Raw genomic sequence first — 19695 nt, forward strand, 5'->3', positions numbered from 1 at the left:
TGCCACATCTGTACCTGGGCTACTGGATCCGTGAGCACCAGAAGATGGATTACAAGCGGCGCTATCGCCCGCTGGAGGCCTACGACGGCCGCCGCTGGCATGATTTCGACGACGATCTGGACGGACGCTGACAAACCACTGACACCGGGCCGGGTGCACAATACGGCCCATGAACGCCAAACCCCTGATCCTCGGCCTGGCCCTGCTCTGTGGCGCCACCGCTCCCGCCTTCGCAACGTCCCCCGCGATGACCGAAAAACCGTCTGCAGCGCTGCGCCTGGCCACCTACAACACCTCGCTGTATTCGGACGAGGCCGGCGGCCTGATCGCCGAGCTGGAAGGCGACAGCGAACACGCGCGCAAGATCGCCGCGGTACTGCAGCAGGCGCGTCCGGACCTGGTGCTGCTGAACGAATTCGACTTCGACGACGCCCATCGCGCTGCCGACCTGTTCCAGAAGCGCTACCTGGAAGTGGCCCAGCCCGGTGGCGGCAAGCCGCTGCACTTCGCCTACCGCTACCTGGCACCGGTGAACACCGGTGTACCCAGCGGCCTGGACCTGGACAACAACGGCGTGGTCGGCGGCGAAGGCCGTGGCCGCGGCAACGACGCCTGGGGCTACGGCCTGCACCCGGGCCAGTACGGCATGCTGGTGCTGTCGCGCTACCCGATCGACGAAGCCAAGGTGCGCAGCTTCCAGCTGCTGAAGTGGAGTGCGATGCCCGGCGCGATCCGCCCTGTCGATCCGCGCACCGGCAAGAGCTTCTACAACGACAGCGTCTGGTCGCAGCTGCGGCTGTCGTCGAAGTCGCATTGGGACGTGCCGGTGAAGACCCCGGCCGGCGTGGTGCACGCGCTGGTCTCGCACCCGACCCCGCCGGTGTTCGACGGCCCGGAAAAGCGCAACGCCGCGCGCAACCACGACGAACTGCGCCTGTGGCAGGAATACCTGTCCAAGGGTGACAAGCCGTGGCTGTGCGACGACAAGGGCCTGTGCGGTGGCCTGGCCCAGGATGCGCGTTTTGTCATCCTTGGCGACCTCAACAATGATCCGGTCGATGGCGATGGCCGCCACGAGGCGATCGTCGAACTGATCGAGAACGCCCGCGTCCTGCGCTACCCCACCCCGCGCAGCGTCGGCGCCGAGCAGACCAGCCTGGCCTATGCGGCGAAGGGCATCGAACGCAAGGGCGCACCATTCCATGCCACCGGCGATTTCGGGCCGAAGTCAGGCACCATGCGTCTGGACTACGTGCTGCCCTCGACCGGTTTCGAGTACATCGGCAGCGGCGTGTTCTGGCCGGCCAATGAAAGTGCAGAAGCGAAGATCGCCGACGGCAGCGACCACCACCTGGTGTGGGTGGACGTGAAGCCGTAACAGGTGTTGATGGGGTACCGACCAACGGTCGATACCCACCGGAAATATGTACCGACCAAACGGTCGGTACCCACGGGAATGTGGCCGCCGGGCATGGCCCGGCGCTACCGATTTACGGGCGCAGTTCGACGCCGATGGCTTCGGCGGCATCACGCGCGATGGCACGCGCTTCGTCAATGGTTTCCGCACGCGCCAGGGTCACGCCGACACGGCGATGGCCATGCACGCTGGGCTTGCCGAACAGGCGCACGGCGGTATCCGGCACCTGCAGCGCGGCGGCCACGTTGTTGAAGTACGGCACGCCCTCGCCATGTGCCAGCAGCGCGCACGAGGCCGATGCGCCGCTCTGGCGGATCAGCGGGATCGGCAGGCCGAGGATGGCCCGGGCATGCAGCGCGAATTCGCTCAGCTCCTGCGATACCAGCGTCACCAGACCGGTGTCATGCGGACGCGGCGATACTTCGCTGAACCAGACCTCGTCGCCCTTCACGAACAGCTCGACACCGAACAGGCCCCAGCCACCGAGGTCATCGGTGATCGCGCGCGAGATTTCCTCGGCACGCGCCAGCGCCTTGTCCGACATCGGCTGCGGCTGCCAGCTTTCGCGATAGTCGCCATCCTTCTGCAGGTGGCCGATCGGCGCGCAGAACGAGGTGCCGCCGGCATGGCGCACCGTCAGCAGGGTGATCTCGTAATCGAAGTCGATGAATCCCTCGACGATGCAGCGGCCGGCACCGGCACGGCCACCGGTCTGCGCATACTCCCAGGCCGGGGCGATGTCCGCCTCGCTGCGCAACGTGCTCTGGCCCTTGCCCGAGGACGACATCACCGGCTTTACCACGCACGGCAGGCCGATCGCGGCCACGGCGTCGCGGTACTCGGCCTCGGTATCGACAAAGCGGTACGGCGAGGTCGGCAGGCCCAGGGTCTCGGCGGCCAGGCGGCGGATGCCCTCACGGTCCATGGTCAGGCGCGCCGCACGCGCAGTCGGAATCACCCGCAGGCCCTGCTCCTGTTCCAGCTGCACCAGGGTCTCGGTATGGATCGCCTCGATCTCCGGCACCACCAGGTGCGGCTGCTCCTGCGCGATCAACTGGCGCAGGGACATCGCATCCAGCATGTCGATCACGTGCGAGCGGTGTGCCACCTGCATGGCCGGGGCATCGGCGTAGCGGTCGGCGGCAATCACTTCCACGCCCAGCCGCTGCAGCTCGATGGCCACCTCCTTGCCAAGTTCGCCCGAGCCCAGCAGCAGCACGCGGGTGGCGGAGGGGGACAGCGGGGTTCCAAGCTTGGCCATGGCGGGGTTCCAGCAGCAATGTGAAGGCGGGTGGGCATTCTATCCGGTCCAGCCGCAGCGCCTGAGGACACCCGCCCGACGAACGGTAGCCCGAATGTGATATCACTTTGATATCTTCATTTCGAACCCTCAAGGACGTACTGCCATGAAAGAGAAGTCGCTGTCCTCCCTCAACGGCCTGGGCGCGCTCGCCGGGTCCCTGGTCGTGGCCCTCGCCGGTGGCGCCCTGTTCGTGGCCGGGGTTGCGGCGAAGGCCAGCACCGGCTCGCCCAACGTGCTGCTGATCCTGGCCGGCCTGCTGATCGCCGCGCTGGCCCTGGTCGCGCTGGCCGGCCTGTACACCGTGCAGCCCAACCAGGCGGCGGTGGTCAGCCTGTTCGGCAAGTACGTAGGCACCGTCAAGGACAACGGCCTGCGCTGGAACAATCCCTTCTTCAGCAAGCGCCGCGTGAGCCAGCGCGTGCGTAACTTCGAGAGTGGCAAGCTGAAGGTCAACGAGCTGGACGGCAGCCCGATCGAGATCGCCGCGGTGATCGTCTGGCAGGTGGTCGACGCCTCCGAAGCGGTCTACAACGTGGACGACTACGAGAGCTTCGTGCACATCCAGTCCGAATCGGCGCTGCGCGCGATGGCCACCAGCTATCCCTACGACCAGCATGAGGACGGCCAGCTGGCACTGCGCAGCCACGCCAGCGAGATCTCCCAGCACCTGAAGAACGAACTGGCCGAGCGCCTGGCCGATGCCGGCGTGCAGGTGATCGATGCGCGCATCAGCCACCTCGCCTACGCCGCCGAGATCGCCCAGGCGATGCTGCAGCGGCAGCAGGCAAACGCGGTCATCGCCGCACGCACGCGCATCGTCGCCGGTGCGGTCGGCATGGTCGAGATGGCGCTGGCCGAACTGCAGAAGAACGGCGTGGTGCAGCTGGACGAGGAGCGCAAGGCGCACATGGTCAGCAACCTGTTGACCGTGCTGTGCTCGGACCGCGGCACGCAGCCGGTCGTCAACACTGGCTCGCTGTACTGAGCCACCCTCGCAACGGGGCGCCCCACCGCCCCGCCAGGAGTCTGCATGAGCGAAAAAAAAGCCTATCCGCTGCGCATCAACGCCGAGGTCCTGGCGGCCGCACAGCGCTGGGCGGACGATGAACTGCGCAGCCTCAACGCGCAGATCGAATACGTGCTGCGCGACGCACTGCGCAAGGCAGGACGCCTGCCGAAACCCAAGCCATCGCCGGAGGACAAGGAATGAGCAAGCGCTGGAGCTACCTGACCGTCGAGGTCAAGACCACCATGATGGGCCTGCAGAAAGCCGACGACATCCAGGCCGAACTCAGCCGCCAGGGCCAGCTCGGCTGGGAACTGGTCAACATCATCATCCCGGCGCCGATGCGCCCGGCCCTGCTGGTCTTCAAGAAGGAGCTGTAACCATGAGCGCACGCCGTTCGTTGCTTGCTGTTTCCCTCGCCCTGTTGTCCGCCAGTGCAGCCGCTGGCGAACCGCAGCAGGTCGCAGCACGCCTGCTCGATCACCTTCAGGCCGGGCGGATCGCCGATGCCGAAGCCATGCTGACCCCGCAGATGGCCGCGGCCGTGCCTGCCGACAAGCTGCAGGGCCTGTGGCAGTCGCTGGGTGAACTGAAGCAGCGCGGACCGGCGCACAGCAGCGAGCAGCAGGGCCTGCACCTGGTGGAAGTACCGCTGCAGTTCGCCGCTGGCGCGGTGATCGCGCAGGTGGCGGTGAACGCGCAGGACAAAGTAGCGGGCCTGCTGCTGCGCCCGGCCCCGGCCGCCAAGGCACCGCCACCGCCGGCCGATGCGAACTACAGCGAAGCCGATTTCAGCGTGCCGCAGGCGCGCGGCGCACTGCCCGGCACGCTGTCCCTGCCCAAGGGCAAAGGACCGTTCCCGGCCGTAGTGCTGGTGCACGGTTCCGGCCCGCAGGATCGCGACGAAACCATCGGTGGCAACCGCCCGTTCCTGGACATCGCCCGCGGCCTGGCCGCGCAGGGCATCGCAGTGCTGCGCTACGACAAGCGCACCCATGCCCGTCCCCAGGACTTCCAGAGCGGCAGCTTCAACGTTGATGACGAGACCACCGACGACGCCGTCGCGGCGTTGAGCGCGTTGGCGGCGGACCCACGCATCGACGGCAAGCGGATCTTCGTGCTCGGCCACAGCCAGGGCGGCATGCTCGCCCCGCGCATCGCCAGCCGCTGGCCACAGGCGCGCGGCGCGATCCTGTGGGCCGCGCCGGCACGCACGTTGCTTGAACTGCTGCCGGAACAGAACCGCTACCTGCTGTCGCTGGACGGCTCGATCAGTGCGCCGGAACAAGCGTTCCTGGACAAGCTGGCCGCACAGATCGCCTCGGCCCGCAGCGACACGCCTGCACCCGCCAGCGAACTGCCACTGGGCGTGCCGCAGGCGTTCTGGAAGAGCATCGAAGCAGTGAACGCTCGTGGCGATGCGGTGGCGCTGCACAAGCCACTGCTGATGCTGCACGGCGGCCGCGACTTCCAGGTACCGGAAACGGATTGGGCACTGTGGAAAAAAGCCTTGGCCGATCGCACGGACGTGCAATGGAAGGCCTATCCCGCCCTCAACCACATCGGCATCGCCGGCAGCGGCTCCAGTTCATTGAAGGAATACGCGCAGCCGGGCCACGTCGATGGGCAGCTGATCGATGACGTCGCGCGTTGGGTGGAGTCGCAACGATGAGCGGCAGTGATGCACGCCCGTTCGACGTCGCCGAAAGCTCCTCGCTGCGGGTGCTGTGGGTGCTGCTGCCACTGCTGGCGGTACTGGGCGTCGGCATCTGGTCGCAGCTGCACGACAGCCGCACCGACGCTCCCTGGATGGAGGTCACGCTGTCGCCCCCGTTCTTCCTGATGGGTGGCAGCGCGGCATGGAGCCTGGCGGTGATCGTGGTGATGGGCGTCGGCCTGGGCTGGGCGTTTTTCCGCCGCCGGGTGGAGCTGGCAGACGACGTACTGGACGTGCGTTCGACGCTGTACCGCCGCCGCACGCCGGTGGCCGACCTGCTGCTGGACCAGGCCGAGGTGGTCGACCTCGGCCGTGATCGTCGCTACGGCATCCGCTTCAAGACCAACGGCTACAGCATGCCCGGCTTCTACTCGGGGCACTTCCGCCTGCAGGGCGGCGGCAAGGGCTTTGCCCTGGTCACCGACCGCGCGCGCACGCTGGTGATTCCGGTGCGTGGCGGCAGCACACTGCTGCTCAGCCTGGAGCGCCCGCAGGCGCTGCTGGAAGCGCTGCGCAAGGTGGCCGCCACGGCGCCACGGCAGTAAGCTGGATCGATGCACCGCACCACTCCACTGTTGATCAATACCGAGGCCGTTGAATTGTGGCCGGCCGCACTGCTGCGCGCGCGCAGCAATCCCGACGCGCGCCTGCTGGCGCGTGCGCAATGGGTATTGCGGCGCAAGCAGGATGGCCGCTACCTGGCGGCGGTACTGGCACACGGCGTGCACTCGCTTGTGCCGCGCCTGCCACGCGAACCGGGTGTGGAGGAAGCGCTGGCGTTGCTGGATGGCGCGTGGTCACGGCCGTTTGGCGCTGCACTGGAAGAGCAGTGGCTGCCACTGGCCGGCCTGCAGCAGCGCCTGCAGCAATTGGGCCTGGATGTGCAGCGCTATGCGCAGGACAGTGGGCTTGCGCTGGAAGCCGAGCCCTGCCTGCTGCACTTCGCCGGACGTGACCGCTTCGCGCGCCCGTTGTGGCTGCGTCGCGGTGCCGCGCAGGGTTGGCGACGGATGCGCCTGCATGCCGCGCGGGATGGCATTGCACTGGACGCGATCTCCGGCTTCCGCAGCCATGCGTATCAGCTCGGTATTTTCGAACGGAAGCTGGCGCGCGGGCAGAGTGTGCCGCAGATCCTGCAGGTCAATGCTGCTCCAGGATTCAGCGAGCATCACAGTGGTCACGCGCTGGACATCGGCACGCCGGGGGATGCGCCGGCAGAAGAGACCTTCGAGGCGACGGCCGCGTTTGCGTGGCTGCAGGTCAATGCGGGGGCACACGGGTTCCATCTGAGCTATCCGCGCGACAACCCGCATGGGATCGTCTACGAACCGTGGCACTGGTGCTGGAAACCGGCCAACGGCTGAGCCCCTCGTGGCGAAGGCCTGGAGCAGTCCGCGCATGGCCGCGGGCGGGATGAACTTGCGGGGGCCGCCGTAAATCCATCCCTGGAGGCTTGGGCGCCGCATCCATGCGGCTTACACCCCCGCAAGCTCACCCCGCCCGTGTCCCGGAATTGTTCCGCGTGCGACCGCCACGGAATGGAACAACAGAGCAAAGGCAAACGCGGGTCGCTGCGCTTGAAGCCGGGCATGGCCCGGCGCTACCAATGCGTGGGCGCTGCAGTCAGCGTCTCAACGCATTGATCGCCAGCAGCACCCATCCGGCCATCAGCGTGGTGCCGCCTACCGGCGCCAGCCGCGTCGGCCACTGCCACAGCGCACCGCCCAGCAGGCTGCCGGAGAACAGCAGCACACCCAGCAGCAACACGTACAACGCCAGATGCGCGATCGCGCCCTGCGCGCGGGGGCCGAGGGCCGCCAGTACCGCACCGTGGGCAAACGCATACAACGCCGCCATGTTCAGGTGCTGCTGCGCCAGCGGATCGGACACGCCATGCGCGGCATAGGCGGACAGACCGATCGAGGCGGCCGCCAGCAGCGCGCCCAGGCAGGCCAGCAACGACGGTTTACGCGCGCGTCGTTCGGAATTGAACATGACAGCTCCTTGCGCAATGCCCGACACCGGGCTCGGGATGAAAAAAAAACGCGCCGCAGGAAGCGGCGCGTTTTCGTGTCCAACACTACATGGGTCAGCCGAGGCTTACTTGACGGCCCAGTAGATGTCGTACGTCGCTTCCGGGGTGAACGACTTGTCCACGCCGTCCTTCCAGGTTTCGTACGGACGGTCGATGACTTCGTTACCCGAGGTCACGGCCCAGGCGCGCAGGGCGCTGCGGGCAACGTCCAGACCTGCCATGTGGCCGGTGTAGGCCGCATGTGCCGAACGGTGCGGAGCAACGCGGACGTACTTGACCGGAGCGCCACCGTCGATCTTGACGGTCAGCTGTTCGGCCGGCACGCCTTCAGCACCCTTCTTCTTCACCGGCTGAGCGATGTCGAAGGCGTACTTCTCAGCACCGAAGTCGGTGGTGATGACACGCAGCGGGCCAGCGGCTTCCAGGCCATTGGCCTCGATCACGCGCTTGATCCACTCCTGGTTGTCCTTGATGGACTTGCTGATGGAGTCCTGGCCACGATCGACGTTGCCGGCGGTGACGACCAGCAGGTCCTCGGCCGGGACATCGACGATACCCAGATCGGTCAGCGGAGCTTCGGAAGTGCGGTAGTCGACATTCGGCACGGTGGCCAGCATGTTCGCCATGCGCGACAGACCCATCTTGATGTCATCGCCGATCTGGCGGCTGACATACAGGCCTGCGTAGCGGCCGAACAGGTCGAAGCCATACTTCACCGAGTAGTCCTGGGTGATCTTGACGTTGCGACCGCCCTTGCCGGTCGGCTCCAGGGTGAAGGTGCTGACCTTGTCGTGACCCTTGGTGGCGTCGTCGATGGCGATAACAACACGCTTGTTCTCTTCGGCTTCGGTCACCTTCCAGGAACCGGTGCCCAGGTCCTTGGAAGTGAAGTCGAGAGTGGCACCGACGCCGGAGACCGGGCCGGACAGCTTCAGTTCAACGGCGGGATCGCGCAGTACCAGCGGGTTCCAGTCCTTGAAGCGGCGCAGACTGCTGACCGTGTCGTACACGATCGTCATCTTGCGGTTGGTCTCGATGCTTTCGGTGATGTGACGCTCGCCCGGCAGACAGACGCCAATGATGACGAACAGGCCAGCCACGATCCCCAAGGCGATCAGGAACTCGATAATACGGGTCATTCAGAGAGTCTCCGGGGCCGATCCCACGGCCGGGTTGATTGAAGCGAAGCGCCAATCCTAGCAGGCTTCGCGGGCATTGGTTATCGGGATTGGCGCACCGGTTTCCGTGCCGGCTGCGCATTTGTATGGACAAAGAATTCGAAGGGTAACGCATCCGCGTACCCGGCAAGTAGGGGGCAAACAGGGGGCAACCCTGAATCCGGGCCCGGACTGCATGCCAAGTCTTTGTCGTTAAAGGATTTTCCTCACACCAACTGGAGTTCAAACGCTTTCAGGACCGCGCGCGTACGGTCGCGTACACCCAGCTTGGAGAGGATGTTGGACACATGGTTCTTGATCGTGCCCTCGGCGACCCCCAGCGAATTGGCGATCTCCTTGTTGGAGAAACCGCTGGCCATCAGCCGCAGGATCTCCGTCTCGCGGTCGGTCAGCGGGTCGGGGCGGTCCAGACTGACGAAGTCGTTGCGCATGTGCTCCAGCCCGGACAGCAGGCGCTGGGTCACCGCCGGCTGCACCAGCGAACCGCCATCGGCCACCGTGCGGATCGCGCCGACCAGCTGCGCCAGGGTGACATCCTTGAGCAGGTAGCCCTTGGCACCGGCCTTGAGCCCGGCCAGCACCAGCTGGTCATCGTCGAAGGTGGTCAGGATGATGGTCGGCGGCAGCTGTTCCTGCCGTGACAGCACCTGCAGCGCCTCCAGCCCGGACATCACCGGCATGCGCATGTCCATCAGGACCACGTCCGGACGGATCTGCGGGATCAGCTCGACGGCCTGGCGGCCATCGGCGGCCTCGGCCACCACTTCGATGCCGTCGTCGAGCGCCAGCAGCGAGCGGATCCCCTGCCGCACCAGGGTTTGGTCGTCGACCAGGCAGACGCGAATCATCAACGCACTCCTTCAGGAACCTGGGTAAGGGCCGCCAGCACCGTTGCCGGTACCGTCGCCCGCAGCCGGAAGCCTTCGCCGGGGCGGGTCTCCACCTGCAGCTGGCCTCCACATTGTTGCAGGCGTTCGCGCATGCCGCGCAAACCATTGCCCACATTGACCGTTTCCGCCCCGACACCGTCGTCGCGGGCTTCCACTACGACCTGGTCAGGGACCTCACGGTACACCCGCAGCCACAGGTGGCGGGCGCCGGCATGGCGCACCGTGTTGGTGATGATCTCCTGGGTGCAGCGCAGCAGCACGTGGGCCCGCTGCGGGTCTTCCACGTTCAGCGGCTCCTCGATCTCCAGCTGGATGTCCAGCGAAGGCACGTGCTCGGTCAGCGGACGCAGGGCGGCGGCCAGGTCGATGGCGCCGGTCTCGCGCAGCTGGCTGACCACCTCGCGCACGTTGCCCAGCAGCAGCTTGGCCAGGGCATGTGAGCGCTTCACGTGCTCCAGCGCCTGGCCCTCGGCCAGATGCCCGGCCACTTCCAGGTTCAGGGTCAGCGCGGTCAGCTGATGACCCAGCAGGTCATGCAGTTCGCGCGAAATACGGGTGCGCTCGTTCACCCGCGCGCTTTCGGCCAGCAGCGCACGGGTGGCGCGCAGCTCGGCATTGAGCCGGCGCTGCTCCTCGCGCGCCTCGGCCTGGCGGCGGGCCACCAGCGCGATCACGAACACGAAGCTGGAGAAGCCCATGTAGCCGACGGCCTGCAGCACGGCGATGACCGGCGGGAAGCCCAGTGGCTGGATGTAGACCGGCAGCACGGCCAGGTTGCTGGCCACCAGCCACACCACACCGATGCGCGGGCCCAGCAGCCAAGGCAGCAGGCCGGCCACCACCATCAGCAGGATGCTGCCCAGCGCGGTGCCGGAGAAATAGCTCACGCCGATCGCGCAGGCGGTCAGCAGGATCAGCGCGGCATGGTCGAAGAAGCCGGGCCGGCTTTCGCCCAGCGAGCGGGTCAGCACCCAGTACACGAAGCCGAAGGCCAGGTAGGCCGAGGCCCAGGGAATGATCCGGAAGCCAGCCTCGCCGTCCAGGCTCTCCAGCGTCAGCGACACCGGGTCGATCAGGTAGATCGCAAGCCAAAGGCCGACGGTGCCCCAGGTGAACAACCCGGAGTAGCGCAGCATCGCATTGTGGTTGAGTCGGGCCAGCATCACCCATCGTAGCCTGTGTGTGGCTGCTCCCAAGCGCCGAAAGTCATGCTTGGGCATATCCCCCTGTTCATGCCGCAGCCCACCCCGGGCATGCAATAATCGTGCGCAGGGTCTTGTAATGGACCAACCGCGTTACCCCACGGAGTCACAATGTCGATTGTCATCCGCGACGTGCGCGAGCACGAGCTCGATTCCGTCCTGGCTTTGAACAACAATGCTGGCCTGGCCATCCTTCCCCTGGATGCCGAGCGCCTGCGCCTGTTCTATGCAACCGCTGAGTATTTCCGCGTCGCCGAGCGCGACGGCAACCTGGCCGGCTTTTTGATCGGCTTCGGCAGCGACAGCCAGCACGACAGCAGCAATTTCGCCTGGTTCAAGCAGCAGCTGAACACCCCCTTCTTCTATATCGACCGCATCGTGGTCGCCAGCCGCCGCCGCGGTGGTGGCGTCGGCCGTGCGTTCTACGCCGACGCGCAGAGCTTTGCCGAACTGCGCTACCCGCAGATGACCTGCGAAGTGTTCCTGGACCACGGCGCCGATGCCGCCCTGCTCTTCCACGGCAGCTTCGGCTTCCGCGAGCTGGGCCAGAACACCATGCCGCAGGTGGATGTGCGGGCCAGCATGCTGGCCAAGGAACTGTGCAGTTTCCCGTGGGTGAACGAAACCTATGGCGGCAAGCTGCCCGATGTTGCATGGGCACGCGACCGGCAGTTGCCGGCGCAGGCACAGCGGCCGACGGGGACCTGAGCGTGGCGGTGAATTTCGATTACGAACAGGCCGGTGAACTGAAGATCGGCCAGGTGGGCATCGCCAACCTGCGCATCCGCACCCTCGATGTTGAACGCCTCGTGCAGGAAATGCAGGAACGGGTGAGCCGTGCGCCGAAGCTGTTCGGCCGTGCAGCGGTGATCCTGGACTTCGGCGGCCTCAGCCAGGTGCCCGACGTGGCCACGGCGCAGGCGTTGGTGGATGGCCTCCGCGGTGCCGGCGTACTGCCGGTGGCGCTTGCCTATGGCACCAGCGCGGTCGACCTGCTGTCGCAGCAGCTCGGCCTGCCGCTGCTGGCCAAGTTCCGCGCCCAGTACGAGCGTGCCGAAGCAGAGCCTGCCCCGCCGCCGGCACCGGAGCCGCGCCGTGCGGCCCGCGCCGAGCCGAAGGCCGCACCGGCACCAGCTCCGGCCACGCCGATGGGCAAGGCCGCCGATGCCGCCGCGCCACAGCCGGGTCGCATGCAGCTGGGCAACGTGCGTTCGGGCCAGCAGCTGTATGCGGAAAACTGCGACCTGACCGTGATGGCCACCGTCGGCGCCGGCGCCGAGGTCATCGCCGATGGCAGCATCCATATCTACGGAACCCTGCGCGGCCGTGCGCTGGCAGGGGCCCAGGGCAACACCGCGGCACGCATTTTCTGCCGTGATTTCCATGCGGAACTGGTCGCCATTGCAGGCCATTACAAGGTGCTGGACGATGTCCCGGAAACCCTGCGCGGCAAGGCCGTGCAGGTGTGGCTGGAACAGGACCAGATCAAGATCGCTGCGCTGGACTGACGCAGCACCTCAAACAGAATCATCAGGAGAAGTCCTTTGGCTGAAATCATCGTAGTCACCTCCGGCAAAGGCGGCGTCGGCAAGACCACTTCCAGCGCCAGCCTTGCGTGCGGCCTGGCAAAGCGTGGCAAGAAGGTGGCGGTGATCGACTTCGACGTCGGCCTGCGCAACCTCGACCTGATCATGGGCTGCGAACGCCGCGTGGTGTACGACTTTGTGAATGTCGTGCACGGCGAAGCCACCCTCAAGCAGGCCCTGATCAAGGACAAGCGTTTCGACAACCTGTTCGTACTGGCTGCCTCGCAGACCCGCGACAAGGATGCGCTGACCCAGGAAGGCGTGGGCAAGGTCCTGAAAGACCTGGCCGCCGACGGCTTCGAGTACATCATCTGCGACTCCCCTGCCGGCATCGAGAAGGGTGCCTTCCTGGCGATGTACTTCGCCGACCGCGCAGTGGTGGTGGTGAACCCGGAAGTGTCCTCGGTACGCGACTCGGACCGCATCATCGGCCTGCTCGACTCGAAGACCCACAAGGCCGAATCCGGACAGGACGTGCCGGCCTTCCTGCTGCTGACCCGCTACACCCCGGTGCGCGTGGAAAGCGGCGAGATGCTCAGCATCACCGACGTCGAGGAGGTCCTTGGCCTGAAGGCGATCGGCGTGATCCCCGAATCGGGCGACGTCCTCAACGCCTCCAACAAGGGCGAGCCGGTCATCCTGGATGGCGAATCCGCTGCCGGCCAGGCCTATGACGACGCCGTCGCACGCATCCTCGGCGAAGAACGCCCGATGCGCTTCACCAACGTCGAGAAGAAGGGCTTCTTCAGCAAGCTGTTCGGAGGGTAAGCATGGGCCTGTTTGATTTCCTCAAAGCGAAGAAGACCACCGCCGAAACCGCCAAGAATCGCCTGCAGATCATCATCGCGCAGGAGCGCAGCCACCGTGGCGGTCCCGACTACCTGCCGCTGCTGCAGCGCGAGCTGCTGGAAGTGATCAAGAAGTACGTCAACATCGACGTCGATGCAGTGAAGGTGGATCTGGTCAAGGATGGCCAGCACGACGTGCTGGACATTTCCGTGGCGCTGCCTGAAGGCCCGGACAAACCCTGACCCCCTGCCCCGCCCGTGCCTGCATGGGCGGGGCTGCCTGACCCGCATGACTGATACCACGCCCGAACCGAACGTTACCCGCGTCGGCGACATCGCCTTCGCCGATGCCCAGCGCCTGCTCGCTGCGCATGAGCTGCGCCTGCACCACGTAGCGGCCGGCGAACCGATCCCCGGCAGTTACTGGGGCGAGCCCGAGGCCGGCATCATCGCCAGCGGCGTGTACGTGCGCGATGACACGCCGGTGCACTCGATGCTGCACGAGGCCTGCCACCTGATCGTGCTGCCGCCGGAGCGGCGCGCGCAGGTGCATACCGACGCCACCGATTCGGTGCCCGAAGAAGATGCCACCTGCTACCTGCAGATCGTGCTGGCCGGGCACCTGCCCGGCGTCGGCAGCGAGCGGCTGATGGCCGACATGGATGCGTGGGGATACACGTATCGATTGGGGTCGACGAAGGCGTGGTTCGAGCAGGATGCGGAAGACGCGAAAGCGTGGCTGATCGAACGCGGTTTGCCAGTGGCGTAAAGCCGCGGGCGCGGTTGGCAATGGGCGCGTGGCGACGCGCCGGACCTTGCGGCGCCCTTCTTTTCACTCGGCGCGGTTCGAGCAGGATGCCGAAGACGCCAGAGCGTGGCTGATCGAACGCGGTTTGCCGGTGGCGTAACGCATCGGTAGCGCCGGGCCATGCCCGGCGGCATAAACATCCACCGCCGCGATGCGGCTCGCCGGGCATGGCCCGGCACTACCGTTGAATAATCAACCCTGCCCTGCCAGCGCGCGCAGGGTAATGCCGACCACATACGCCAGATAGGTGCCGGTGGCATACCCCATCGTGCCCAGCAGCACGCCCACCGGCGCCAGCGCCGGATGGAACGCGGCGGCTACCACCGGCGCCGAGGCCGGGCCGCCGATGTTCGACTGCGAACCGATGGCGAAGTAGAAGAACGGCACCTTCAGCAGCTTGCCCAGGCACCACAGCAGCGCGATGTGCACGCTGATCCAGATGATGCCGAGCAGGAACAGCCACGGGCGATCCAGCAGCGCCAGCAGATCCATCTGCATGCCGATGCAGGCAATCAGGAAATACAGCAGCAACGAGCCCAGTCGTGAGGCGCCCGCACCTTCGAGGTTGCGAGCCCGGGTAAAGCTCAGGCCCAGGCCGAGCGTGGTCGACAGCACCACCACCCACACGAACGGCGCATCCAGGCTGAACTGCGATGCCCAGCTGACATTGACCTTGAACCACGCCGCCAACGGCGTGCCGATGGCGTGGGCAAGACCGACGCCACCGAAGGCCACGGCCACGATCAGCATCAGGTCGGTCAGGCTGGGGATGCGCTCGTGTTCGGCCTGGAAGCGGGTGATGCGCTCTTTCAGCTCATCAATTGCCGACGTGTCGGCACCACTGCGTGCATCGATCTTCGCCGCGCGCCCGGCGAGGAAGATCAGCGCCGCCATCCACACGTAGCCAACACCCACATCGACTACCGCGAACTGGCCGAAGGTGGTCGCGTTGACGTCGAACACTTCGCGCATGGCCAGCATGTTGGCACCGCCGCCGATCCAGCTGCCGGCCAGTGCGGCCATGCCGGCCCAGGTATCGCCGGCGACGGTATCGGGATGGATCGCACGCATCACCAGGAACGCCACCACCGCACCCAGCATGATGCTGGCCGAGGCGCCCAGGTACATCAGCACCAGCTTCGGCCCCAGCCGCAGGATGCCCTTGATGTCGACCGCCAGGGTCAACAGGATCAGCGCCGCCGGCAGCAGGATGTCGCGCGCGACCGGGTTGTAGAGCTTGGTGTTCTGGCCATCGATCAGGCCGACGGTGTTGTAGACGCCCGGCAGCAGGTAACACAGCAGCAGCGCCGGCACGAAGGTATAGAAGCGCTTCCACAGGCCCTGCTCGCGCGAAGCGGTCCAGAACACGGCGCCGAGGGTGGCGGCGATCAGGCCGAAGACGACGATGTCGTTCTGGATCAGGGCAGTCGAAGGCATGCAGGCGCTCTTGTAGAGCCGAGCCGTGCTCGGCTGCTGTTGGCGGAAGCTCAGGGAGGTGTGCCGACCAACGGTCGGCACCCACCGGTGAAGCAGATGGCGAAACAAAAGCGCCGCCCCGAAGGGCGGCACCGGTATCGCTTATTCGCCGATGTGCTGCTTCAGCCAGGCGTTGACGGTGTCATGCCACAGGATGCTGTTGTTCGGCTTCAGCACCCAGTGGTTTTCATCCGGGAAGTACAGGAACTTCGATTCGATGCCCTGGCGCTGGGCAGCGGTGAACGCGGCCAGGCCCTGCTCGACCGGAATGCGGAAGTCCTGCTGGCCGTGGATCACCAGGATCGGCTTCTTCCAGTCAGCCACGTGGTTGACCGGATTGAACTTCTCGTAGTTGGCCGCCTTCTGGTACGGGGTACCGCCCTGCTCCCACTCGGTGAACCACAGTTCTTCGGTGGCGTAACCCATCATGCGCTGGTCGAACACGCCATCATGGTTGACCAGGCACTTGAACGGGCTGTTCCAGTTGCCGGCGATCCAGTTGACCATGAAGCCGCCGTAGCTGGCGCCCAGTGCGCAGGCCTTGTCACCGTTGAGGAAATCGTACTTCTTCAGCGCCGCGCTCCAGCCCTTCTGCAGGTCTTCCAGCGGACGGTCGCCCCAGTGCTGGCTGATCGCATCGGTGAAGGCCTGGCCGTAACCGGTGGAGCCATGGAAGTCGATCATCACCACGGCGTAGCCCTGACCGGCATACGTCTGCGGGTTCCAGCGGTAGCTCCAGCCGTTGCCGAAGCTGCCCTGCGGGCCGCCATGGATCAGGAACGCGACCGGGTAGGACTTGCCTTCCTGGTAGTTGTGCGGCTTGACCACATAGCCATGCACGGTGTCGTTGTTCCAGCCCTTGAACTCGAACTGCTCGTAGTCGCCGAACGACACGTCCTTCAGCACCTCGCCAGCGGCCGGGGTCAGCGCGCGCAGCTCGCCGATGGCTTCGCCAGCGGCCGGCAGCAGGCCGACCAGCACCTGGTCGTTGCTCTTCAGGCTGTTGCGGGTGATCGCCACGCTGTTGCCGGCCACGTCGACAGCGGTGACGCTACCGTCGCCGATCAGCTTGGTCGCCTTGCCGCTGGCCACGTCGATCTGGAACAGCGGGTGCTCGCCGAGGTCATCGGCAGTGGTGTAGATGCTGGCGCCGTCGGCGGACAGGGCGATGCCACCGGCCGAACGGTCCCACTGCGGAGCGATCTCGCGGGTCTTGCCGCTGGCCAGGTCCATCGCCATCAGGCCGAAGCGATCGGCTTCGAAGCCCGGGCGCTTCATCGCGCGGTAGAACAGGGTCTTGCCGTCGGCGCTGAACACCGGACCGGCATCCCAGGCCGGGTTGGAGGCGGTCAGGTTGACCGGCGCCTGCTTGCCGGCGGCATCGAAGCGGTACAGGTCGAAGTTGGTCGACCACGACTCCTGCTTGCCGGCCACGCGGATGCTGGCAACCACGCTGCTGCCATCCGGCGACCACGCGAAATCATCATTGCCACCGAACGGCTTGGACGGGGCATCGCCATCGATGGTCGCGCTCAGCGCCGAAGCGCCCTTGACCGCACCGGCCTTGGCTGCCGGCAACGGCGCCACGAACAGGGTGTTGCGGCGGCCGTCGTTCCAGGTATCCCAGTGGCGCACGAACAGCGAATCGAAGACCTTGCCGCTGGCCTTGGCGCCTTCCACGTCCTTCAGCTTCTTTTGGGTGCAGGCCAGGTCCGAGGCACAGGCCTGGAACACGCCGGCGCTGAACAGCACGCGGTCGTCCTGCGGCGACACGTGGTAGCTGTCCACGTCCACCGGGAAATCGGTCAGCTGGTGCGGAGCACCGCCAGTGATCGGCAGCGAGTACAGCTGCTGGCTGCCGTTCTTGGCGCTGAGGAAGTACACGGTCTGGCCGTCCGCCGACAACGAGGCCGAGTTGACGTTCCAGCCAGCCGGGGTGATCTGCTTCGGCGGCGCCGCATCGCGGGTGCGCAGGTTGCGCGCGAACAGTGCGGTGCTGGCCTTGAGGTTGGCATCGGTGCTGCGCTTGGCAAACACCACGGTGCCGCCGTCAGCGGTCAGTACCGGCGCGGAGACGCGGTCCATGGCCACCATGTCGCGGATTTCCAGGCCACGGGCAGCGGCGACGCTGGGCAGGGCAGCCAGCAGGCTCAGTGGCAGCAGGGCATGACGCAGTTTCATCGGGGTCTCCGCAGGACGGCAAAAAACCGATGGTAGGCCTGCGCGGCCGGGCCTGCCAAGGCCATCGGTCATGGCTGCGGGCGAGCCGCCGCCAGAAAAAGCAAACCCCGCCGGGGCGGGGTCTGCAGTAGTGCCGGCCGCTGGCCGGCAACCACGGGTATCGCGGCAGCCTGGAGTTGCCGGCCAGCGGCCGGCACTACCCGTTCCGCTTACGCCACGGCGCGCTTGCCGGTGCGATAGATCAGCCAGCCGACCAGGAACAGCACGGCCAGGCCGATCCACTGCGCGGCCGGCAGGTGGAACGGCACGGCCAGCACGTCGGCACGGCTGCTGACCACGATCGGCACGGCAATGGCGATACCCATCAGCGCCTCACCGGTGATCAGGCCGGCAGCGAACAGCACGCCCGGCTTGTGCACGCGGTCGCGGCCCTCTTCGTCATCGGCGCGCACCTTGTGGAAGCGCTCGACGAGGTAGGAGATCAGGCCACCGAGGAAGATCGGCACCATCAGTTCCAGCGGCAGGTAGATGCCGATCGCCGCAGCCAGCACCGGCACGCGGAAGCGCGAGTCGCGTGACTTCAGCCAGCTGTCGAACGCGATGATGGCGGCACCGACCACGGCACCGATGCCGATGAAGGTCCACGGCAGCTCACCGCCGAACAGGCCCTTGGCCACCGAGGCCATCAGGTTCGCCTGCGGTGCGGCCAGCGCATTCGGATGCAGCTCCGACTTGACGCCGATGCCGTAGGCGGTAGCCAGCAGGTTCAGCACCGGGGCCATGATCAGCGCGCACGAGAACGCGCCGATGCCCAGCATCAGCTGCTGCTTCCACGGGGTGGCACCGACGATGTAGCCGGCCTTGAGGTCCTGCAGGTTGTCACCACCGACGGCGGCGGCACAGCACACCACCGCGCCGATCATGATCGCGGCCACCGCACCCAGCGGCGCACCGAAGGCGCCAACCGGCTGCAGGCCGTCCTTGCCCAGCAGCAGCACCAGCACCGCCGAAGCGAACAGGATGGTGGAGATGGTGATGCCCGAGACAGGGTTGTTGGACGAGCCGATCAGGCCGGCCAGGTAGGCCGACACCGAAACGAACAGGAAGCCGGCGACGATCATGATGAGGGTCATCGGGATCGACACGTGCCACTGGCCGACGATGGCCTGGTACAGCGCCAGCAGCGGCAGGGTGAACACCACCAGGGCCACCAGCATCCACTTCATCGGCAGGTCGCGCTCGGTGTGCGCCAGCGCAGGGCCACCGCTCTTGCGCGCGGCCGCAAACCCACTCTTGACGCCATTGAACAGCGACTTGCGCAGCGAGATCAGGGTCCAGATGCCACCGACCAGCATCGCGCCGACACCGAGGTAGCGCATCTTCGCACCCCAGATGGCAAACGCCGCTTCGGTGGACGAGGCGGTGGCGATCGAGGCGGCCAGCGCCGGATCGGTGTTCATGAAGAACGCCTGGTAGATCGGAATGGCGATGTGCCAGGTCAGGATCGAGCCGGACACCACCACGATGCCGACATTGAGGCCGACGATGTAGCCCACGCCCAGCAGCGCCGGCGACAGGTTGGTACCGATGAACGCGGTGATCTTGGAACTGCCGACGTAGGCCGAGGTGGCCCAGGCGTCGGGGATCAGGCGCATGCCGCTTTCCGCGGCCAGCTTCACGAACGCACCGATCACCGCCGACAGGCCGAGGATCTTCAGGCCCGGGCCGGGGTTTTCACCGGCCTTGAGCACTTCAGCCGCCGCCTTGCCTTCCGGGAACGGAAGCGGGTCTTCGACGATCATCGAACGACGCAGCGGTACCGAGAACAGCACGCCCAGCAGGCCGCCGAGACCGGCGATGCCCAGCACCCACCAGTACTTGAAGTCCGGCCAGTAGCCCATGATCACCAGCGCGGGGATGGTGAAGATCACACCGGCGGCGATCGACGAACCGGCCGAAGCGCCGGTCTGCACGATGTTGTTCTCAAGGATGGAACCGCCACCCAGCAGGCGCAGCACGCCCATGGAAATGACCGCGGCGGGAATCGCGGTGGCGATGGTCAGGCCTGCGAACAGACCGAGGTAGGCGTTTGCGGCCGACAGCACCAC

The 19695-nt window shown here is 66.3% G+C and carries 20 protein-coding genes and 1 pseudogene; 13 read left to right on the forward strand and 8 right to left on the reverse strand.

What is annotated here, in order from left to right; genetic code table 11:
• Positions 1-131, forward strand: a pseudogene (locus tag DBR20_RS22655) (arginyltransferase); the annotation flags it as partial.
• A gap of 38 nt (positions 132-169) precedes the next feature.
• Entirely contained in the window at positions 170-1378 is a 1209-nt protein-coding gene (locus tag DBR20_RS04270; protein WP_108265307.1) for an endonuclease/exonuclease/phosphatase family protein, read from the forward strand.
• Between the two features lie 112 nt (positions 1379-1490).
• Here DBR20_RS04270 and purT read toward each other — a convergent pair whose 3' ends face one another.
• Entirely contained in the window at positions 1491-2678 is a 1188-nt protein-coding gene (purT, locus tag DBR20_RS04275) for a formate-dependent phosphoribosylglycinamide formyltransferase (RefSeq protein ID WP_108265308.1), read from the reverse strand.
• 145 nt (positions 2679-2823) lie between these two features.
• Between purT and DBR20_RS04280 the strand changes: the two genes are divergently transcribed.
• From DBR20_RS04280 to DBR20_RS04305, 6 genes are read left to right on the forward strand one after another with little or no spacing between them, the layout of a single operon-like run.
• Positions 2824-3705 carry an SPFH domain-containing protein gene (locus DBR20_RS04280; protein WP_025873866.1) on the forward strand — a complete coding sequence of 294 codons (882 nt, stop codon included), beginning with the start codon at positions 2824-2826 and terminating at the stop codon, positions 3703-3705.
• 45 nt (positions 3706-3750) lie between these two features.
• Positions 3751-3930, forward strand: coding sequence for a hypothetical protein (locus tag DBR20_RS04285; RefSeq protein ID WP_005412615.1), 180 nt, complete (start codon positions 3751-3753; stop codon positions 3928-3930).
• The gene (locus tag DBR20_RS04290) at positions 3927-4106 is read left to right on the forward strand and encodes a DUF4177 domain-containing protein (protein ID WP_089239544.1); all 180 of its coding nucleotides are present in this window, start codon (positions 3927-3929) and stop codon (positions 4104-4106) included. Before DBR20_RS04285 ends, DBR20_RS04290 begins: the two co-directional genes overlap by 4 nt.
• 2 nt (positions 4107-4108) lie before the next feature.
• Complete coding sequence (locus DBR20_RS04295) at positions 4109-5398, forward strand: alpha/beta fold hydrolase (RefSeq protein WP_108265309.1); 1290 nt, start codon at positions 4109-4111, stop codon at positions 5396-5398.
• Positions 5395-5988, forward strand: coding sequence for a PH domain-containing protein (locus DBR20_RS04300; protein WP_108265310.1), 594 nt, complete (start codon positions 5395-5397; stop codon positions 5986-5988). The genes DBR20_RS04295 and DBR20_RS04300 overlap by 4 nt, the downstream gene beginning before the upstream one ends.
• A 9-nt stretch (positions 5989-5997) precedes the next feature.
• Complete coding sequence (locus DBR20_RS04305; protein WP_108265311.1) at positions 5998-6807, forward strand: M15 family metallopeptidase; 810 nt, start codon at positions 5998-6000, stop codon at positions 6805-6807.
• A gap of 259 nt (positions 6808-7066) precedes the next feature.
• On the opposite strand, the gene DBR20_RS04310 is transcribed toward DBR20_RS04305, so the two are convergent.
• The 4 genes from DBR20_RS04310 to DBR20_RS04325 all read right to left on the reverse strand — a co-directional run bounded on the left by DBR20_RS04310 (position 7067) and on the right by DBR20_RS04325 (position 10709).
• Complete coding sequence (locus DBR20_RS04310) at positions 7067-7438, reverse strand: DUF423 domain-containing protein (RefSeq protein WP_089239536.1); 372 nt, start codon at positions 7436-7438, stop codon at positions 7067-7069.
• Positions 7439-7543: 105 nt separating this feature from the next.
• Positions 7544-8617: an SRPBCC family protein gene (locus DBR20_RS04315; protein ID WP_108265312.1), complete on the reverse strand. Its 1074-nt coding sequence runs from the start codon at positions 8615-8617 to the stop codon at positions 7544-7546.
• Between the two features lie 245 nt (positions 8618-8862).
• Positions 8863-9504: a response regulator transcription factor gene (locus DBR20_RS04320; RefSeq protein ID WP_025873873.1), complete on the reverse strand. Its 642-nt coding sequence runs from the start codon at positions 9502-9504 to the stop codon at positions 8863-8865.
• Positions 9504-10709, reverse strand: coding sequence for a sensor histidine kinase (locus DBR20_RS04325; protein ID WP_025873874.1), 1206 nt, complete (start codon positions 10707-10709; stop codon positions 9504-9506). The genes DBR20_RS04320 and DBR20_RS04325 overlap by 1 nt, the downstream gene beginning before the upstream one ends.
• A 150-nt stretch (positions 10710-10859) precedes the next feature.
• Between DBR20_RS04325 and DBR20_RS04330 the strand changes: the two genes are divergently transcribed.
• The 5 genes from DBR20_RS04330 to DBR20_RS04350 are packed head-to-tail and all read left to right on the forward strand — an operon-like array spanning position 10860 to position 13891.
• On the forward strand, positions 10860-11456 hold the full coding sequence (locus tag DBR20_RS04330) for a GNAT family N-acetyltransferase (RefSeq protein ID WP_108265313.1): 597 nt from the start codon (positions 10860-10862) through the stop codon (positions 11454-11456).
• Positions 11402-12256 carry a septum site-determining protein MinC gene (gene minC, locus DBR20_RS04335; protein WP_108265314.1) on the forward strand — a complete coding sequence of 285 codons (855 nt, stop codon included), beginning with the start codon at positions 11402-11404 and terminating at the stop codon, positions 12254-12256. The genes DBR20_RS04330 and minC overlap by 55 nt, the downstream gene beginning before the upstream one ends.
• A 36-nt stretch (positions 12257-12292) precedes the next feature.
• Entirely contained in the window at positions 12293-13102 is an 810-nt protein-coding gene (gene minD, locus DBR20_RS04340; RefSeq protein WP_089239526.1) for a septum site-determining protein MinD, read from the forward strand.
• 2 nt (positions 13103-13104) lie between these two features.
• A complete protein-coding gene (gene minE, locus DBR20_RS04345) occupies positions 13105-13365 on the forward strand; it encodes a cell division topological specificity factor MinE (protein WP_005408532.1) in 261 nt (86 codons plus the stop codon).
• A 46-nt stretch (positions 13366-13411) separates the two neighbouring features.
• Entirely contained in the window at positions 13412-13891 is a 480-nt protein-coding gene (locus DBR20_RS04350) for a hypothetical protein (protein ID WP_108265315.1), read from the forward strand.
• 231 nt (positions 13892-14122) lie between these two features.
• On the opposite strand, the gene DBR20_RS04355 is transcribed toward DBR20_RS04350, so the two are convergent.
• The 3 genes from DBR20_RS04355 to DBR20_RS04365 all read right to left on the reverse strand — a co-directional run.
• Positions 14123-15367 carry a DUF819 family protein gene (locus DBR20_RS04355; RefSeq protein WP_108265316.1) on the reverse strand — a complete coding sequence of 415 codons (1245 nt, stop codon included), beginning with the start codon at positions 15365-15367 and terminating at the stop codon, positions 14123-14125.
• A gap of 141 nt (positions 15368-15508) precedes the next feature.
• Positions 15509-17587, reverse strand: coding sequence for a S9 family peptidase (locus DBR20_RS04360; RefSeq protein WP_108265317.1), 2079 nt, complete (start codon positions 17585-17587; stop codon positions 15509-15511).
• 209 nt (positions 17588-17796) lie between these two features.
• Positions 17797-19695 (reverse strand): oligopeptide transporter, OPT family (locus DBR20_RS04365; protein WP_108265363.1); only part of this gene is annotated, 1899 nt, incomplete at its 5' end.

Source organism: Stenotrophomonas sp. HMWF023, from assembly GCF_003060985.1.
GTDB lineage: Bacteria > Pseudomonadota > Gammaproteobacteria > Xanthomonadales > Xanthomonadaceae > Stenotrophomonas > Stenotrophomonas lactitubi.

Coding starts and splice junctions, on each gene's coding strand:
- DBR20_RS04270 (WP_108265307.1), top strand. CDS start 170: ATGAACGCCAAACCCCTGATCCTCGGCCTGGCCCTGCTCTGTGGCGCC.
- purT (WP_108265308.1), bottom strand. CDS start 2,678: ATGGCCAAGCTTGGAACCCCGCTGTCCCCCTCCGCCACCCGCGTGCTG.
- DBR20_RS04280 (WP_025873866.1), top strand. CDS start 2,824: ATGAAAGAGAAGTCGCTGTCCTCCCTCAACGGCCTGGGCGCGCTCGCC.
- DBR20_RS04285 (WP_005412615.1), top strand. CDS start 3,751: ATGAGCGAAAAAAAAGCCTATCCGCTGCGCATCAACGCCGAGGTCCTG.
- DBR20_RS04290 (WP_089239544.1), top strand. CDS start 3,927: ATGAGCAAGCGCTGGAGCTACCTGACCGTCGAGGTCAAGACCACCATG.
- DBR20_RS04295 (WP_108265309.1), top strand. CDS start 4,109: ATGAGCGCACGCCGTTCGTTGCTTGCTGTTTCCCTCGCCCTGTTGTCC.
- DBR20_RS04300 (WP_108265310.1), top strand. CDS start 5,395: ATGAGCGGCAGTGATGCACGCCCGTTCGACGTCGCCGAAAGCTCCTCG.
- DBR20_RS04305 (WP_108265311.1), top strand. CDS start 5,998: ATGCACCGCACCACTCCACTGTTGATCAATACCGAGGCCGTTGAATTG.
- DBR20_RS04310 (WP_089239536.1), bottom strand. CDS start 7,438: ATGTTCAATTCCGAACGACGCGCGCGTAAACCGTCGTTGCTGGCCTGC.
- DBR20_RS04315 (WP_108265312.1), bottom strand. CDS start 8,617: ATGACCCGTATTATCGAGTTCCTGATCGCCTTGGGGATCGTGGCTGGC.
- DBR20_RS04320 (WP_025873873.1), bottom strand. CDS start 9,504: ATGATTCGCGTCTGCCTGGTCGACGACCAAACCCTGGTGCGGCAGGGG.
- DBR20_RS04325 (WP_025873874.1), bottom strand. CDS start 10,709: ATGCTGGCCCGACTCAACCACAATGCGATGCTGCGCTACTCCGGGTTG.
- DBR20_RS04330 (WP_108265313.1), top strand. CDS start 10,860: ATGTCGATTGTCATCCGCGACGTGCGCGAGCACGAGCTCGATTCCGTC.
- minC (WP_108265314.1), top strand. CDS start 11,402: ATGGGCACGCGACCGGCAGTTGCCGGCGCAGGCACAGCGGCCGACGGG.
- minE (WP_005408532.1), top strand. CDS start 13,105: ATGGGCCTGTTTGATTTCCTCAAAGCGAAGAAGACCACCGCCGAAACC.
- DBR20_RS04350 (WP_108265315.1), top strand. CDS start 13,412: ATGACTGATACCACGCCCGAACCGAACGTTACCCGCGTCGGCGACATC.
- DBR20_RS04355 (WP_108265316.1), bottom strand. CDS start 15,367: ATGCCTTCGACTGCCCTGATCCAGAACGACATCGTCGTCTTCGGCCTG.
- DBR20_RS04360 (WP_108265317.1), bottom strand. CDS start 17,587: ATGAAACTGCGTCATGCCCTGCTGCCACTGAGCCTGCTGGCTGCCCTG.